This window comes from Leptolyngbya sp. 7M (genome assembly GCF_018128485.1).
In genome coordinates, this window is record NZ_CP070897.1 from 70,072 (window position 1) to 86,116 (window position 16,045).

Here is a 16,045-nt window from a genome sequence, read left to right on the forward strand (position 1 = left end):
GCCAAACTTGAAAGCTTTAGGTTATGTCGTAAACGAACTTTTCGCCATCTCCGACACTTACGTGAACCTTGCTTATGCCTTTTCCGCTTGCCATTCTCGAGAGGACCTCGCCGCTCATTTCCGGAAGCAGAGTGCCAGTCAGAATGTTATAAACATTCCGCGCGCCGCTATCTACGTCCGTGCAGCGGCTGGCTACCGTATCTATGACGGAATCATCGTAAGAAAATTGCGCACCATGATTGTCAAATATGCGGTCGCGGATCTTACCTAGCTGCAGCTTGATGATAAGGCGCAATATCTCATCGGAGATCGGGTAATACGGAACGGTGACCATACGTCCGAGAAGAGCCGGCTTGAAAGCCTTGTTCAATTCTGGCTTGACCGCTTCAACTATACCTTCGGGTTCCGGGCGGGTCTCCGGATCAGCACAGAGCTTCATTATCGTGTCCGTTCCCACATTCGATGTGAGCAGGATGATACAGTTCTTGAAATCGATCTCGCGTCCCTCACCATCTTCGAGAACCCCTTTATCAAAGACCTGGAAGAAAAGCTCCATAACGTCCGGATGGGCTTTTTCAACTTCATCCAAGAGCACCACCGAGTAAGGCTTTCGGCGTACCGCCTCGGTCAATACGCCTCCTTCACCGTATCCGACGTATCCGGGAGGTGAGCCTTTCAAACTTGAGACCGTATGAGCCTCCTGATATTCACTCATATTGATCGAGATCAAATTTCTTTCACCGCCATAAAGGGCCTCGGCAAGCGCAAGCGCAGTTTCGGTCTTACCGACGCCGGATGTACCGACAAGAAGGAAAACGCCGATCGGGCGTTTTGGATCGGTAAGTCCCGCCCGCGAGGTTCTTATTCTCTGAGCGATGGCCTCGAGAGCATGATCCTGTCCGAGCACGCGTTCACGCAGCGTTTCATGCAGATTCAGGACTGCATTTATCTCGTCCGCAACCATTTTCCCTATCGGGATCCCCGTCCAACCGGAAATGATCTCCGCAACGCTCTGGCCATTCACCACGGGCTGCATCAAAGGCGTTTCGCCCTGAACCGCCTTCAGCTCCTCATTCAGGCGCTTCAGTTCGCTTTTCAAAAATTCGGTATCGACAGGTTTGGAAGCCTCAGGCGCCGGAGCGGCCGCCGAAGCTTCATCCCCGACAGCAGATCCTTCGGCCTCGGCAGTGGCGGCTGCTGTCGTACTGCCCGATGGAGCCGTATTGGCGGATACTGCATCAGCGAGCTTTCCATCAAGGCGTGACATCTCAAGCTTAGTGCGGATGTTCTTTATCTGTTCGATCAGGCCCTTTTCCTTTTCCCACTGGACATTGAGTTTCTCAAGCTCAGCCTCCGTTTCCGCACGCGCGGTCTTTAGCTCCTCGATCTTCTTATCGTGTTCAGCGCCGGTAACAAGCTCCCGCTCGAGAGCATCGATCTCAGACGAAAGATTCTGTATCCGTCGCGTCGCATCCTCTACAGCGGCCGGCGTAGCACCTTGTCCGATAGCGACCTTTGCGCATGCCGTGTCGAGCACCGACACCGATTTGTCGGGAAGTTGTCGTCCCGTAATGTAGCGGTGGGAAAGTTTAACGCATTCAACGATCGCTTCATCAAGTATCCGTACATTATGGTGGGCTTCCATCTTGTCGGCGATCCCACGCATCATCGCGATAGCTTTTGCTTCATCCGGTTCTTCGACCTTCACAACCTGGAAACGACGGGCGAGCGCCGCATCCTTTTCAAAATACTTCTTGTATTCGGCCCAGGTTGTCGCCGCGATCGTTCGAAGCTCGCCGCGAGCAAGTGCCGGTTTAAGCAGATTTGCTGCATCGTTCTGCCCTGCCTGCCCGCCGGCACCGATCATTGTATGAGCTTCATCGATGAACATAATTATCGGCTGCGGAGAGGCCTTCACCTCGTCGATCACCGACTTCAAACGATTCTCGAATTCCCCCTTTATTCCGGCTCCCGCCTGCAGAAGTCCCAGGTCAAGCGAGCGGACCGCGACATTCTTTAACGGTTCCGGGACATCCCCTTGTGCGATCCTCAGGGCAAAGCCTTCGACCACAGCCGTCTTACCGACACCTGCTTCTCCGGTCAGGATCGGGTTATTCTGTCGCCGACGCGTTAGGATGTCGACGATTTGGCGTATCTCAAAATCGCGGCCGAGAACCGGATCGATCTTGCCCGCCATTGCCTTCGCGGTTAGGTCCTCGGTGAACTGATCTAGTGCTTTAGTCTTTCCGGGAACCCCGCTTGCTACTGACTCACCGGAGGAAACCCCGCCGGTCTCCCCAAGAGCGACCGCATCGCGCGTCTCGGCTGAATCGTTGGTGATCTCGGGCAATTTGGCTTGAAGATCCTCTACTGAGATATGACTAAATTCTTTGGAGATATCTCGTGCGATCCGCGCCATGCCTTCATTCGAGAGCAAAGCAAGCAGAAGATGCCCTGAGCGAACTCTTGCCGCACCATAATCGACCGAAGCAAGAAGCCATGCATCCTGTATCCATTTTGGGATGCGGTCGCTCAAGCCGGGGGTTCGGGAATTGCCGGTCTTCATCCTATCGAGCGACGTTGAAACATCCTTGGTCAGCCTATCGATGTTCACTTCATAGTGCTTTGCGATCTTATGAAGGTCTGTATCATCCTGTTCCAGAAGCTTAGAAAGGATATGCTCAATCTCAACATCGTAGTTCGTTCTTGAGAGGCACAATCCAGCCGCGCCTTCCAAGGCTCTGCGCGTCACATCATTAAGTCTGCCGACAAGGGACTTCAAATTAACGTTCATATTCTTTCTCCTAAAAACGCCATATCAAAACAAACCAAAGGACACATCGCCATCCCGTTCCGTTCCGGTCCAATTCACCCGAAGGTTCATTACACATCTCCGGCAAGGATCACTTGATCGTCAACTCGCTCAAATGGTCTAGTCTTTAAAAAACTTGTCCAACCAAGCATCGGACGTCGTATCGCACGAGTGGTAAGAATAGTACTTGGAACCTGTTTCGCGTGCAACAATAATTGCAGATCAAAATCAAACTCATCGCCCACCATCAATCGAACGATCGACATAATCGTTTTGTTGGCCGAACCATTCTTCAGAAAGGAGCAGAATTGCGTGAACGAAAGGGGGCCAAGGCGGATCCGAAATTTTGACTGCTGATCCCAGATCGAGCTGCCGGCTATTGCGTTCAGGCCAAGTTCGCTATTCCGCTTGCCAAGAAACGAGGTGTCACTTTTATCCAATCTTATCCATTGGCCGCTGAACTGCTTTATTGAAACCTTGGTTGAGAAATAATCAGACAGCATATTCTCCAGAGCTTTTGCAGAATGCGGCCGCTGCGCTATCAATCCGGTAAAGGGCAGAAGTGTCTCATCATCGAGGCCCATCCGCCCGCGAAGTCCTCCTGTGCCAAGCCCTGCGAAACAAAAGAGATATTCAGTAAATCGATCCTCACCGCGCTCATATGCCACCGGAAAACGATATTTCTCCCAAGCTTTGTAAAAAAGCGAAACGGCGCGGTGGGTGAAAATATCGAGGAAAGACCAAAGTGCGGTATCACGATGCCGGATGCGGTCGAATGCCAGCTCGGTGTAATGCGTCGGAAGCACACCGCTAACGCCAATCATTCCCATGAAGTTCACAAGCAGTTCGAGCCGTTCGCGTTCTGTCAGCTCATCCGTTTGCCGCACGATTTCCTGTATCTCACTAGACGGAAAATCGAATGCAACGCGTGAACGAAATCTAATTACCTCTTCCGAAGGAAGAGCGTCACCGCCAACAGGAAGTCTTTCCGGATAAAGCTTTTCGAATAACCGCACCGCCTGAAAGAATTCAAATCGGTACGGTTCGTCGAATAGGATCTCATTCAAGGGCTTCGATGACATAAATACAGATTCGGCGATGATCAGACGAGTTCTTGTTCACCTGCCCGCGGCGGAAATCGCTTTATCTCTTCTTCACGTTGAACAGACCTCAGCACCATTTGATTGAATGAATTCACTGATGCATAAAGACCCAGAAAGCGTTCAAGCACGCAAGCAAAAAGAAACATTCCGCTCCCAACGAACTGCTCCTCATCAAAGGTTACGGTCGTTTCGATCCCGCGAACAAAACCAGTACCTACCCGGCGCCCGATCTGCCTAACGACCTTCTTTGATCCGATCTCTTCGATCCCTAAGATCTGTTTACGCGACACGGCCGAGTCGCCGAAATTATACAAATGCAGTATTTCTTGTAACGCCTCGGGTGTTCCATCCTCCGAACTGACGATCGAGAGATAGTTCAAATTGAGGTGCGAGATCAATCGCCATTGCGCCGCACGTCTTTGCGGCGGACGAACTGTCTCCGTCGGCTTGGTAAGGCAGCGAACTCTTGATAAAAGCGCCGTGCCCTCAACTTCGAAATCACTTTCCTTGCCACCGAAAAGCAGCCTTGCCGGGAGGTCTCGATTCGTACACGTGGTTTTAACATTCAATACCTCCGCCGCAGGCACGCGAGGGTTAAAGGTTGAATCCACTAAAGAAAGAAAAACCTCCGTTCCTTCATCTTCCGCACGCTGCGACGGACGCCGTGACGCATACCAGAAGGACTTTTCCATCTGCTCACCGTAGGCGTGCCGCAAGGAATAAAATGGCGAAAAGGTTCTTACCTCGCCCGTTGTCGGATCGCTTGTTACAACGTCGTCAATCGAATAGATCTCGGTCGTGGTTTGGCGATGGACGTCAGGTATGACCTGATATTCATACTTTTGTTGTGACAGATAGATAGGATCTGCCATCCGTGAGAAAAGATTTATTATCGGGGAACAGTTCAACTTGAACGAATCAGAGGAGATCGGAGCTTTCGGCGGCGTAACATCCTTCATATGGATGAATATGTCGAAATGGCTTCCAAATTTTCGCTCGGCAGCCTGGTCGATTCCCAACACATCGAAGAATAAGAATTTATATGGGAACGTGAAGTACTCAGTTAACAACCGATAGCCGGAAAATGAACGCTTCGTGTAAGGCAGCATCGTCTCGTCGTCCGCAAATCCGACCTGCCTCAGCCCGCGGGATGGTTCAAGGATCACAGGATCAGGCAGCCGAAGCTGAATGTTCGTAATGGTCTTAAGTGTCTTATTGCTTAGCGGCGCATCTTTCGGCCTTAGCTCAACGGCCGTAGCGTTATTGAATATCAGCTCATAAAGCGGAAAAACCAGTTGCGGGTCTCCGTCCAGGTAAAAGCGAAGATGGTCAAGGCCGCGTCCTGTTTCGCTTACTTTCAGTTCCTGGAGGTTTGCATCACCGTGGCAGCGCAGACTTATCTTTATTCGGCAATCCGCGTACTTGCCACGTCCATCGGTTGGAGCATCAGATTCCAAAGCTGCGGATTCGACGCTGATCGGAACAAGTTCCGTATCAAAGGTGGTCCGGAACTGGCATGGCGTTCCGTCAACTGGGCGTGAATTCAGCTTCGCTCCTCGGGGCAACCTCTGAACCGACGTTATTTTATCGTTAGGCGTACCGTACACCATGTTGACGATAGCCATTGAAGGAATGGGGGCAAGATAATGAGGATAAAGAATGTTAAAAAATGATTCGGTGATCTCCGGGAGATCGTCATCGATCTTCAAAGCGATCCGGCCCGAAAGAAAAGCGAATGCCTCGATCATTCGCTCAACGTGCGGGTCCTCGATCTTCTCTTCGTCAAGTAACAGGCGAGCTGCGATCTTCGGATATTTACGGGCGAATTCGGCGCCCATTCTCCGAAGAAAGATCAGCTCGCGTTCGTAATATCCTAAGAGTTCGTCGCGCATTTAGATGATGAGCCGGATCGATCCGAACGGCAGCAAATATTTACTGCTTAACTTTCTTTTAGCACAAATTCGCCGCTGCCGAGTTCGAGAACAGTATCGAACGCTATCGGCTCGGGTGTAGGTTCAACATCAAGCTGTGCCTCGATATGGAACTTCAGTTGGCGGTCAAGATTGCTTATCGGCTGCAGCGAGACTTTAACGTCAAGGAATCTGGGCTCAAAATGCTTTATAGCCGCTTCAACCGCTCCGGCTATACGCTTTTGCTCGCCTGAATTCTTTGCGGCAAGACCAGTAAAGTCCGGAAGACCATAGAACGCAACCGAACTCGGAGCCTCTTCAAGCTGGTCATCGAGAGCTTCAGTATGGCACCTAGTATTCAGAAGCCATTCCAGGTCCCGGCGAACTGCATCGCGTAGATCACGAAGGGAAGCGGAACGAGACTTCGGAGCCTCCACAGAAGATCTGGGGTCAAGGTCGATCAGCCGGTCAAGCACCGAGGGTGTAAGTCGTATCTCTTGATCGATCCGTGCCATAAAAACAGAACCTACGATATGTCAAAGGTTATGCCGACTCGGATTTACCGAACCGGCATAACCACTCTTCAATCAATATCCCGATATCGGGTAGCCTGACTAGATCTTCTTATTTGCCTTCAGATCATAACCGGCCTTCACCGCACCGCCCATTGAACCATCAACCTTTTGTTCTTTGTACTCAAACTCGATCTTTGCGAAGTTGAGCGAGATCTGATCGGTCGGAATGATGTCAGAATGTCCAGATCCACCGGTCTGATAGGAAGAGACGAGAAGGTCCGTCATCTTCATTACCAAAAACTCGTTCTGCTTTCCACCAGCCTTTCGGCAGGTCAAAATGGCACTCTTGATATGTTCGCCGGTCGCACATGCCAAAAGAAGCTTTGGCGAGGCCTTGTTGATCTTCATTACGAAGTGAAAATCCTGCATCACAACCTTTCCGGCACCGCCGCCGCCGCCGCCCGCATGGGCACCTGAATTCGTTTCACCCCACGACCACGATTCGATGTCGATCTGACCTTTATACTTTGAATCCTGGCTTTCGCCATCGATCCCTTCCAACTTCAAGAAATAATCAACTGCTGCCATTTTTTTGCTCCTTTTCGATTTAGAATTCCTTAAACATCCCAGCCATCTCGGCTACAGTCATTAGACGAGAGGCCGCGAATATTTTGCATTCCCCCATGAAAATAAACTGAGGAAGGTACACGTAAGAATCAGTGGACCTTCCCCACATTCAACCGTTGGCCGGCGGCGGAAGATCCGCGACCAATCTGAGAGATACAGAAAGCTCGTCGAGCTGGAAATGGGGCCGCAAAAAGGCAACAGCCCGGTAGCACCCCGGCTTGCCGGGGATCTCGGCAACATCTACCCGCGCCTCGCGAAGCGGATATTGTGCCTTTGTCGCTGCCGAGGCCGTATCGTCCTCGGTTACGTAATTCATGATCCACTGATTGAGGAACATCTGACACTCTTTCTGAGACATAAAGCTGCCGATCTTGTCCCGCATCATTGCTTTCAGGTAATGTGCGAATCGGGAAACGGCAAAAATATACTGCAGCTGAGTGGAAAGCCGGGCATTCGCATTTGCTTCATCTTTATCGTACTTCTTAGCTTTGTTGGCCGATTGTGCCCCAAAGAATGCCGCATAATCGGTTCCCTTGCAATGCACAAGCGGAATGAAGCCATTGTCTGCAAATTCCTTTTCACGACGATCAGTTATAGCAACTTCGGTCGGACACTTCATTGCTACTTCACCCTCATCGGTCTGGAAAGTATGGGTCGGAAGCCCCTGAACCAGACCGCCACCCTCTACGCCGCGTATAGCAACGCACCATCCGTGCATCGAGAATGCCTCGGTTAACCGCGCCCCAAATGCGTATGCAGCGTTTCCCCAGAGGTATTTCTTGTTGTCTGTCCCGTCAACGTCTTCCTCAAATCGGAAGGTCTCCGTCGGCTTGGTCGCAGCCCCGTATGGCTCACGCATCAGCACGTGCGGCAGCGTCAGCCCGACATAACGTGAGTCTTCAGATTCACGAAAACTGCGCCATTTCATATATTCCGTGCGATCGAAGATCTTAGAGATATCCCGCACCTCAGACATTTCACTATACGTGTCCCAGCCAAAGAGACCCGGCGCGGCCGCACTAATAAAGGGAGCGTGAGCAGCGGCGGCAACCTGAGACATATTCTCCAGCAACGCCATATCCTGCGGGTGATTACCGAATTCGAAATCACCGATCAAAGCCCCAAATGGAGCTCCGCCGAACATTCCATATTCGTCTTCATAGATCTTCTTGAACATTGCTGACTGATCGAACTCAAGCGCCCGTTCGAAATCCTTGAGCAGGTCTTTCTTAGTAACGCTCATAACGCGGATCTTAAGCTGAGGCCCGGTCAGGCTGTTCTTTACCAGATAATGCAGCCCACGCCATGAGCCTTCCAGCTTTTGAAAATCCTCGTGGTGCATAATCTCGTTCATTTGGGCAGAGATGAGCCGGTCGATCTCTGCAATTCGCGAATTGATAGCAACGTCCATATTCTTGGACATTGTCAATTCACCACTCATCACCTGGTTGACGAATTCGCCGATCATATCCTTGGCACGTTCCTTTTGGTAATCGTCCCGAGCGAGCCGGCCTTCAGTCAATATTTGGTCGAGTAAGCTTCCACCTTCCTCAACTTCAACGGTTTGGGTCGAAGCCTCTTGTCCTTTCTGTTTAGCCATGACCTATGCATCCTCCTTTCCTTGAATACCCAGCGCATCGCTAAGTTCCTTTTGCTTGTCGGCATTGCTAATGATGTCTTCAAGCATTGTTTCGAGCTTTTCATTACCGTCCATCTTGGACCGGAGATCAGAAAGTTTCTGTCGTGCTTCGACGAGCTTACGCAGAGGTTCGACCTGCTGGACTATATTGTCTGGCTCGAAATCTTCAATGTTATTGAACTTAAGTTCGATGCCCATCTTGCTGCCGTCATCCTGCAGTTTATTATCTACAGTATAAGCAAGTCGCGGAGCCATTCCGGCTAGGACCTGGTTGAAGTTATCCGGGTCGATCTCAACAAACTTACGGTTCTTTAGCGGCGGTAACGGCTCTTCCGATTTTCCGACGAAATCGCCCATCACACCCACAACAAATGGGAGCTCCTTCAGTTCGATCGCTCCCCCAACCTCAACGTCGTATGTTATCTGAACGCGAGGCGGACGCACCCGATCGATCTTGTGCTGTAAACTTTCTTTAGCTGGCATTATTCTTTCTCCTTATCTATGTACTAAAATTTCCCGCCGATCGAATTCGCCTCGGCATCGTCCCCCCATTTCTACCAGGAATCTCCGGAACTATCAGAAGATTCGCTGGAATATTCATCGTATCCTGAATCCGAGCTTGAGCTGGAATCATAATTGTCCCAGCCGCTACCCGTGCCCAGACCTAACGTTTCCTTTATGTTTGAAAGCACGGCCTCATCCTTTACTACCTCTGAGAGCCAAGAATCGAGCGGCATATTACCCCATTTGACCGCACGTTGGACCAAATATGACACGGGGCTATGCGGTTCCGTACGTTGGAAGAAGGCTGCAACTTCACTTAGCTTCCGTAAAGCATCCTGGCGATCGCTGACGGCTCCGCCCGATCTACCTCGCCCGCCAGAGGATACCCCCTCGCCTGTTTCACCGTATTCAACAGCCTCATCGGCGGTCTCAGGATCCGGCTCTTCGGCCCGTTTCACATCAAGTATCTTTTTAACAAGACCGTGAACGTCCTCGAGCGATTTTTTCAGATTGGCGGTCCCCGGTGTCTGATTCCGATCAAATTTTTCCTCGATCACCCTGTTGAGTTCGGCAAAAGTCTCCCAACATTCTTCGATCGCAAAGTTCAGCTCCTCGCAAAACTGACGGCGCGTCAGATTTCGTGCCTGCCGCCATTGGAGTGCGGTGGTCCGATTCTCTTTTTCCGCTCTTTCCTTTAACTCATTCAGTCGTGCCTGCTCATCGGAATCCAGGGAACTAAAATCCTCCGGAAAATCAAAGATCTTTGCATCTTCCTGGTTATAAAAACTAAGCCCTGCGCCTTGAGTTATCTTAAGGTGCTTTATGGATTCTGCCGCTTGCGTCTCGAACCATTCGATCGCGTTTCCGCGGCCTTCCATATCGCCTTCATCGATCTCCGGATGGATAGTATCCCAGAACTCTTCTTGAAGCCTTGTCAGTAGCCGCATACTGTCCCGCAGGCCGGGAAATCCGTGTTCCCTTATAAGCGATTCAGTAAGCCACGCGGCAACCTGCAGGTCTTTCGTCTTATTAATAAGAGCGTTCGTGGCAATCTCAATAACTTTTCTATAGTCTGCCGTCTTCAGAGTTGTCGCCCAGTCGCCAAGTGCAAGTGGATCATCGGCCCGTCGAGCTTCGATTATCTCATCGTACAAACCTGAATAACGTAGATTCTCACCGGAGGGCGCTTCCTCAGAGATCGGCTGCAAAAATGCGTCGAGATCGATCACTGGTGGCTTCTGTAGGTCTTCGTTCATTGAATGGTTGCTCCCGCCATACAATTGACAAAAAAGCTGTTAAAAATAATTCAACGTGAACGGAGTGTTGAACATTCTAAACTAAAATCAAAAAATAAGCACGCTTCAAGCTATACTTCAGCCGCAGTATCAGACGTATGATTAAAGACGATCGTCTCGAGGTCTAAAATGGACCTATCTCGTCCATCCATCCAGAACATACGCATACCCTCACCCAAGAACAACTCATCTCCGAGGTCTCTCCAATCTGTCATTCTTCCAAGCCGGACGAGGTCGTTCTCACTTCGCCATGATCCCGAATAAAGTGCTGGTATGAACATCTCACCTGCTGTTCCACTAAGCATTTCGATCTCAGCGTGTATCCAAAACAGATCCCGCAGTGTTTTGGGTTTGGATATCTTCACCGACCTGATCTGTTCAAAAGGCAGCCAAACATACGAATCTTTGATAAATACCTCAAAAACGCACATTGTCGCATCATTGTAATCCCTGATGTCGCTATAGCCTACACCGTCTATCTCGCAGGGAAATGCAGGCCGCTCTTCTTCTACTTTGTCCAAAAGAAGTCTGGCCTCGGCGATATTCCCTTCTCTGATGCGATTGATAGCCGCCAACATATCGTCAATGTACGCCGGTTTCGCCGTTACGAACTCCGGGCTGAGACCGTCAGAGAACAGCCGCATCCTATTCTTCTCGTTATGGAAATTCTGGCGATAGATCAGGGCTCCGACCATCGCATTAGCGTCCTGGTGCCCGATTACCTCAAGCTGCTTTTCCGCACGTTCCCAGTCGCCTGAGAAACAAGAGAGCTCGAACAAAAAGGTTCGGGCGGCAACGTTTGTTGGGTTCGTTTTTACAATATTGATCGCCGATTCAACGGCCCCTTTCAGATCACCCGCATCCAATTTTAATTTCGCGTCGTTCATACTTGCTGCCTCATTCAGCTCTGATCCTTTAAGTTCATTTAATGAAACTATCAGGCGCTTTTACCTGCCTAAAGATCGACTTATCAAACAGGTCGCCGCCGCTTGGCCGTATTGTCGAAGTTATGGTTTTGCCGGAAACCGTATGCGTCAGAACATATTCGCCCGAGGCCTGCTTTTGAGGTTTTCCGGCATCAACAAACCGGAAGACGCCCCAAACGCCTGCAAACTTCAACTGTTCCGGACCGGAGGATGTGTTCGAATCGGACGATCCGGTAGTCGCACTTGTTGAAGCTAAGTTCAGAAGAACACCCAGCTCAGCCCCGCTTCCGGGGAATGTCCCCTTGAAGGCACCTGTCCCCTCTGAGGTCGCCTTGGTGCCCTCGATCGTGGCTTCGACAAGAGCCCCGCTGATCGGGCGGAGTCTGAATTCGTATTCGAACTTCGGCGTTTCGCTTGAACCAAACAAAACCCGCCGCAAATTCATAGCATTATTCAGATAGGAAATAAACTCATCGGTAAACTTCACCTCTGCATTCTCTTTTAGCCGCAATTGGCCACCAACTTCCTCGAAATAACTAGATAGTCGTTTATCGTAGAATTCTGAGAATTTGCCTTTGTTAGGTGCGAGAAACTCGGTCAGCTTAGTCAGGTCTGCATCGGCTTGGCCGTCCTCGAATGGATAACCCTTTTCGATCTCGCGAGCAGCCGGAAGGATCTGATCGGTCCATGCCTTGGCAAGCTGGCTCTTCGCATCAGCACCAAGCAGAGCCTTCAATCGATCGATCGGCTTCTGAAGGAATATCGCCATCTCCTGGGCACCGGGTGTCTGAGCATCGTTGAAAGAGCTGAGCATTCCGCTGATGTTCTTTTCCCGTGTTCCTATCTTCAGACGGTCGCGCGGCTCCTCACCGGCCATTTCAGTAGCGATCCGCTTCATCTCATCATCGGACTTGCCAGTGAGTTCACGTGCAAGCAAAGCCAATTCACTTCTATACCGCGTGATCGGGGCATTTTCCGTATCACCGCGTTTACCGACAAAATCGAACAACGGACGAAAATCCTTCTCAGGTTGGGAGCTGCCAACCGTTTGGTCGCCAGCCCCAAAGATCAGCCCCTTTATCCACGAAATCCACCCACCATCATCGATAGGTGCCGATAGATTTGTATTTTTTGCGATCTCAACGGCAAGTATCTCTATAGGCGAATTGGCTTGTGAAAATGCCAAAAGCGCTGATTCGGCTTCCCGAGCATTCGCGAATTTGACAACATCCACCCCTTTGACGAATGCCCGCCATTGATCTGCATAATCCCGTAGGTAAATCTCGTTAAGCACTGAAGTATCGCCTTCCTGTGCGATCTGGGAACGGTTTTGGTCACCGATCACCCAGTCTTCCTCGGTCAGCTTCGAAGGTGCTTCCGAAATCGCCTTCTTCATGAGTTCATATCCGGCACGGGTATAAACTCCTTGTACCGGCACTGTTCCCGTAAGAAGGCTGGAATCTGCATTCCTGCGCGAAAGTAATCCAGAGACGGTTGTTTCGCCCTGATCATCGATCTGTTTCGATATCTCCGTTACCATTCGTCGGTAGTACCGCTGAACCGGTGGGAACGCCTGCAATTTTTTGCGGGCATTCTCGACGAGTTCCTTATCAACATCGGTCCGCCTGAAAGCTCCCCTGTCCGGACCGCGATCTACCTGCCTGGCCCAGAATTCAAGGTGCTGAATTGCTGCAAGATGCAATTCCGGCTGAACTTTTGATTCGCTTAGCCAAAAATCTTTAAGAGTCGTAACTAAATGGGTTGATTCGGCTTTATCCGCATGCTGGCTTGTCAACATCAAGTATGCCTTTAGAAGATTATACTGCTGCCCGAGCAGTTTGACCTCTTCTTCCGAAAGCTTGCCAACATTGAACGTCTGCGGGCTTTCGCTGAACTTTTTAAGCTCAGCCTTTACCTTCTCAATAGTCGGAGCAGCAAACCGCGTTTCGACCAAACGAAAATAGATAGGAAGTACCCGTTCATGCAAGACACGATTCCCCGAATACATTCCGAATCGCATCGAGAGCGGAGCACCTTCTCGTTCATACCGATCAAGCCGTGAGGCTAGGTCGCGAAGATCGTCCATCGTATCGAGTTCCGCTCTTACCGCATTCGGTTGCTTTGTCAGAATGTCTTGGCCCGCGTCTGACTGCCTGAGCGTGATAGCCTTTCCAACAACAGACTCTGTCTCACTAAGCATCTGTTTGTTGCTTATAAGCGAGATAGCGGAAAGCGCTAGCAAAGTAACAACTATCAACGCTCCTAGAATGGTCAAGAACCATCCGAGGATCGGCGGTTTCTGACGCTGAGCGATGAAGGTTTTTACGATATCTTTGTCCCGAAGAAACACGTCCCGCATCAGCCGTTCTGTAAAGAACCCGTTCTTAACGGAAGCTCTTCCGCCATCGCCCGCGTTTGCTGGCGATGCAGTGAAATAAAAACCTCGGAGAAACGGATTCTCACTAAAAGGACTCGGCCTAAAAAGTGTGTTTACAAACGCACCAAATCTGCGTCGTGCTGAGCTGAAATGCAATGGGAAATTAAAGATCCTTAATTGACGGAGCGGCGGAAAAGGTGCGGAAAGACGCAGGGAGCGTCGCTTCATTATGGAATTCTGCAGGATCTCATATTCACCATCGAACAACGCTTGGGCATTCTCACTTTTTTCAAGCGGGATCGTTGCCCCCCAGACCAAGGTCTTATCCTCGTTTTTCGAGCTTGAGAACGAATCACGGAATCCTTCAATAGTATCTGAATGTGTAAAGACCAAATAAACGGGAAATCTTACCTTCAATCGCGAAATGGCGTCATCCAGTCGGGTACGCAGGACCTTTGCAAGCTCTTCAACCTCCCGTTCGTCGCCCTTTAATATGGTCTCCGCATTAACAACAAGAATGAATCCATCGATCGGGCGATTGCCTCGGTATTTCTTGATCGTTTCCAGTAAAGCCGACCATTCTTCGCCATCGACACCTTCGGTCTGGTATCTGCCCGCGGTGTCTATGAACACAGCGTCAGTCGATATGCGCCAATCTATATTAGGCGTTGGACGAACGGTTCTTAGTTCTGACTGTCGTTGACTCGGAAGATTCTTGAAATTGAGGTTCGAAGTTATGATAAGCGAACTCTTCCCTGCTTTCGGTGCTCCGGCAACCAGATACCAGGGCAAAGAATAAATAGCATCGCGGCCGCCTTCACCAAGGTCAGAGCTTTTCAGAAACTGGACAACCTCTTCGGCACCCGCATTAAGGTCACCAAAGTTTCCACTAGGCGTGGCGACTCTATGTTGTGCAGGTGCTTCAGACGCCGTTTCCGCAGCGGACGCCGCCGCTGCTTCCCTTCGTTCGCGCTTCTTGCTCTTTCTAGAGGCAACGAACATTATTATCAATGCAAATGGAAGTGTTAGCAGAACAAGTCCGATCGTTACGATCTTGTAATTCCATCCCATCGTGTCTTCCGGCAGCAGGACCACGATCAATCCGACAACCCCGTAGAACGACATAATGCCACCGAGGCCAAGAGCATATTTCAGTTGATCCATGTGCCAGGAAGCCATAAGGAATCTCAGCCGCAGTGATTAACAGGGCCGCTTTAATGATCGTCTTCGATCCAGTAAAACGCCGATCGGACGCAAACCGAACCGCAGTTCCCGATCAGATCTGAAGCTTTGTCATTGTGTCTGTAAGAAACTTGTACGCGAAGATGAACATCACGAAATACACAATGACACTTAAACCTAGACCGGCCAAAGCTCCGATTTTTGCCCAGACAGGCATACCGCGCTTTTCCGGCGGTTTCGGCTGGTCATTAGAAAGCCAATGAGGAGCCAATTCGACCGGCTTCATCTTGCCGACCTTAACCAGTGCATTTGCAGTGGTTTGCATCGTCTCTAGCAGCTTCTCCTGCTCGTATATCGCATACCGGCCCTTGAAACCAAGGAGCATACAGAAGTAATAGACCTCGACCGCATCCGCGGTTACTTCTATCTGCTTGAGCATTGCATCAAGCTTTTCAAAAAACTTATTTCCCGCTACCTGTTCGCCAAAATACTCAAGCTGAAGGGGATTCTTTTCCCATTCATTTCTAAGAGGGAAATTATTCGTAAGAACGGTCTCATCAATGAAAGCCGCAAGCGCGAATTTCGCAACCTGAATGATCTTGTGATTGAACTTATAGCGTTCAGCACGCCGCTCAAAATCCTCCAGCATCCCGGCAAATTTCGGCCTTAGGTCGTTAGAGGGCGCAACAATGCCCGCCTTCAATCGCAGGATCAGATCGAAGATCGGGCCTGCGAATGTAACAAGATCGTTTTTGGTCGCCACTTCAGCCATATACTTGATGCTCGACAGAGCTTGGCATACAACTCAGTCCATAGCTCGAATGCTTTTCAACTCTAGCAAAATATCAGATAAAACTCGATGTATCAATATTTTGCTTAGACTGCGCAAATTTAGCCTCAGGAATATCTTTACACGACTGTGGTCTATGTTTTGACGTCCCCAAATCTAAGACAGTATAAATCAAATTACTTGCATTGAAGTTAAAGGTTATCTGATCTGTAGGGCAAAACTCTTCATATTACCAATCTTTAAGATATGAGCCTGATCTGTTAAGAAAACGATTATGTCGCAAGTAGATCTTGTGTGTGCTAAAAACAATCAAAATGACAAATCTGTAAAACATTTACAAAAATTGTCAAAAAAGATTGACACAA

General features: G+C 49.9%; 11 protein-coding genes. All 11 read right to left on the bottom strand.

Features of this window, described 5'->3' with window-relative positions:
* Positions 1–16 precede the first annotated feature (16 nt).
* Positions 17–2,794, bottom strand: coding sequence for a type VI secretion system ATPase TssH (tssH, locus tag JVX88_RS00295; protein WP_211624659.1), 2,778 nt, complete (start codon positions 2,792–2,794; stop codon positions 17–19).
* An 89-nt stretch (positions 2,795–2,883) separates the two neighbouring features.
* Complete coding sequence (gene tssG / locus JVX88_RS00300; RefSeq protein ID WP_211624661.1) at positions 2,884–3,894, bottom strand: type VI secretion system baseplate subunit TssG; 1,011 nt, start codon at positions 3,892–3,894, stop codon at positions 2,884–2,886.
* A 20-nt stretch (positions 3,895–3,914) separates the two neighbouring features.
* Complete coding sequence (tssF, locus tag JVX88_RS00305) at positions 3,915–5,807, bottom strand: type VI secretion system baseplate subunit TssF (protein ID WP_211624663.1); 1,893 nt, start codon at positions 5,805–5,807, stop codon at positions 3,915–3,917.
* A 47-nt stretch (positions 5,808–5,854) separates the two neighbouring features.
* Positions 5,855–6,340, bottom strand: coding sequence for a type VI secretion system baseplate subunit TssE (gene tssE, locus JVX88_RS00310; RefSeq protein ID WP_211624665.1), 486 nt, complete (start codon positions 6,338–6,340; stop codon positions 5,855–5,857).
* Between the two features lie 99 nt (positions 6,341–6,439).
* The gene (locus tag JVX88_RS00315; RefSeq protein ID WP_211624667.1) at positions 6,440–6,928 is read right to left on the bottom strand and encodes an Hcp family type VI secretion system effector; all 489 of its coding nucleotides are present in this window, start codon (positions 6,926–6,928) and stop codon (positions 6,440–6,442) included.
* Positions 6,929–7,076: 148 nt separating this feature from the next.
* Positions 7,077–8,567: a type VI secretion system contractile sheath large subunit gene (gene tssC / locus JVX88_RS00320; RefSeq protein ID WP_211624669.1), complete on the bottom strand. Its 1,491-nt coding sequence runs from the start codon at positions 8,565–8,567 to the stop codon at positions 7,077–7,079.
* 3 nt (positions 8,568–8,570) lie between these two features.
* Positions 8,571–9,089, bottom strand: coding sequence for a type VI secretion system contractile sheath small subunit (tssB, locus tag JVX88_RS00325; protein WP_211624671.1), 519 nt, complete (start codon positions 9,087–9,089; stop codon positions 8,571–8,573).
* Positions 9,090–9,160: 71 nt separating this feature from the next.
* Positions 9,161–10,366: a type VI secretion system protein TssA gene (tssA, locus tag JVX88_RS00330; protein ID WP_211624673.1), complete on the bottom strand. Its 1,206-nt coding sequence runs from the start codon at positions 10,364–10,366 to the stop codon at positions 9,161–9,163.
* A gap of 110 nt (positions 10,367–10,476) precedes the next feature.
* Entirely contained in the window at positions 10,477–11,292 is an 816-nt protein-coding gene (locus JVX88_RS00335) for a type VI secretion system accessory protein TagJ (protein ID WP_211624675.1), read from the bottom strand.
* Positions 11,293–11,326: 34 nt separating this feature from the next.
* Positions 11,327–14,887 carry a type VI secretion system membrane subunit TssM gene (tssM, locus tag JVX88_RS00340; protein ID WP_211624677.1) on the bottom strand — a complete coding sequence of 1,187 codons (3,561 nt, stop codon included), beginning with the start codon at positions 14,885–14,887 and terminating at the stop codon, positions 11,327–11,329.
* Between the two features lie 97 nt (positions 14,888–14,984).
* Positions 14,985–15,662 carry a type IVB secretion system protein IcmH/DotU gene (icmH, locus tag JVX88_RS00345; RefSeq protein WP_211624679.1) on the bottom strand — a complete coding sequence of 226 codons (678 nt, stop codon included), beginning with the start codon at positions 15,660–15,662 and terminating at the stop codon, positions 14,985–14,987.
* Between the last annotated feature and the right edge of the window lie 383 nt (positions 15,663–16,045).

Excerpts from the sequence above, each read along its gene's own strand:
- tssH (WP_211624659.1), bottom strand. The coding sequence starts at position 2,794 with ATGAACGTTAATTTGAAGTCCCTTGTCGGCAGACTTAATGATGTGACG.
- tssM (WP_211624677.1), bottom strand. The coding sequence starts at position 14,887 with ATGGCTTCCTGGCACATGGATCAACTGAAATATGCTCTTGGCCTCGGT.
- tssE (WP_211624665.1), bottom strand. The coding sequence starts at position 6,340 with ATGGCACGGATCGATCAAGAGATACGACTTACACCCTCGGTGCTTGAC.
- icmH (WP_211624679.1), bottom strand. The coding sequence starts at position 15,662 with ATGGCTGAAGTGGCGACCAAAAACGATCTTGTTACATTCGCAGGCCCG.
- tssG (WP_211624661.1), bottom strand. The coding sequence starts at position 3,894 with ATGTCATCGAAGCCCTTGAATGAGATCCTATTCGACGAACCGTACCGA.
- tssF (WP_211624663.1), bottom strand. The coding sequence starts at position 5,807 with ATGCGCGACGAACTCTTAGGATATTACGAACGCGAGCTGATCTTTCTT.
- tssB (WP_211624671.1), bottom strand. The coding sequence starts at position 9,089 with ATGCCAGCTAAAGAAAGTTTACAGCACAAGATCGATCGGGTGCGTCCG.
- JVX88_RS00315 (WP_211624667.1), bottom strand. The coding sequence starts at position 6,928 with ATGGCAGCAGTTGATTATTTCTTGAAGTTGGAAGGGATCGATGGCGAA.
- tssC (WP_211624669.1), bottom strand. The coding sequence starts at position 8,567 with ATGGCTAAACAGAAAGGACAAGAGGCTTCGACCCAAACCGTTGAAGTT.
- JVX88_RS00335 (WP_211624675.1), bottom strand. The coding sequence starts at position 11,292 with ATGAACGACGCGAAATTAAAATTGGATGCGGGTGATCTGAAAGGGGCC.
- tssA (WP_211624673.1), bottom strand. The coding sequence starts at position 10,366 with ATGAACGAAGACCTACAGAAGCCACCAGTGATCGATCTCGACGCATTT.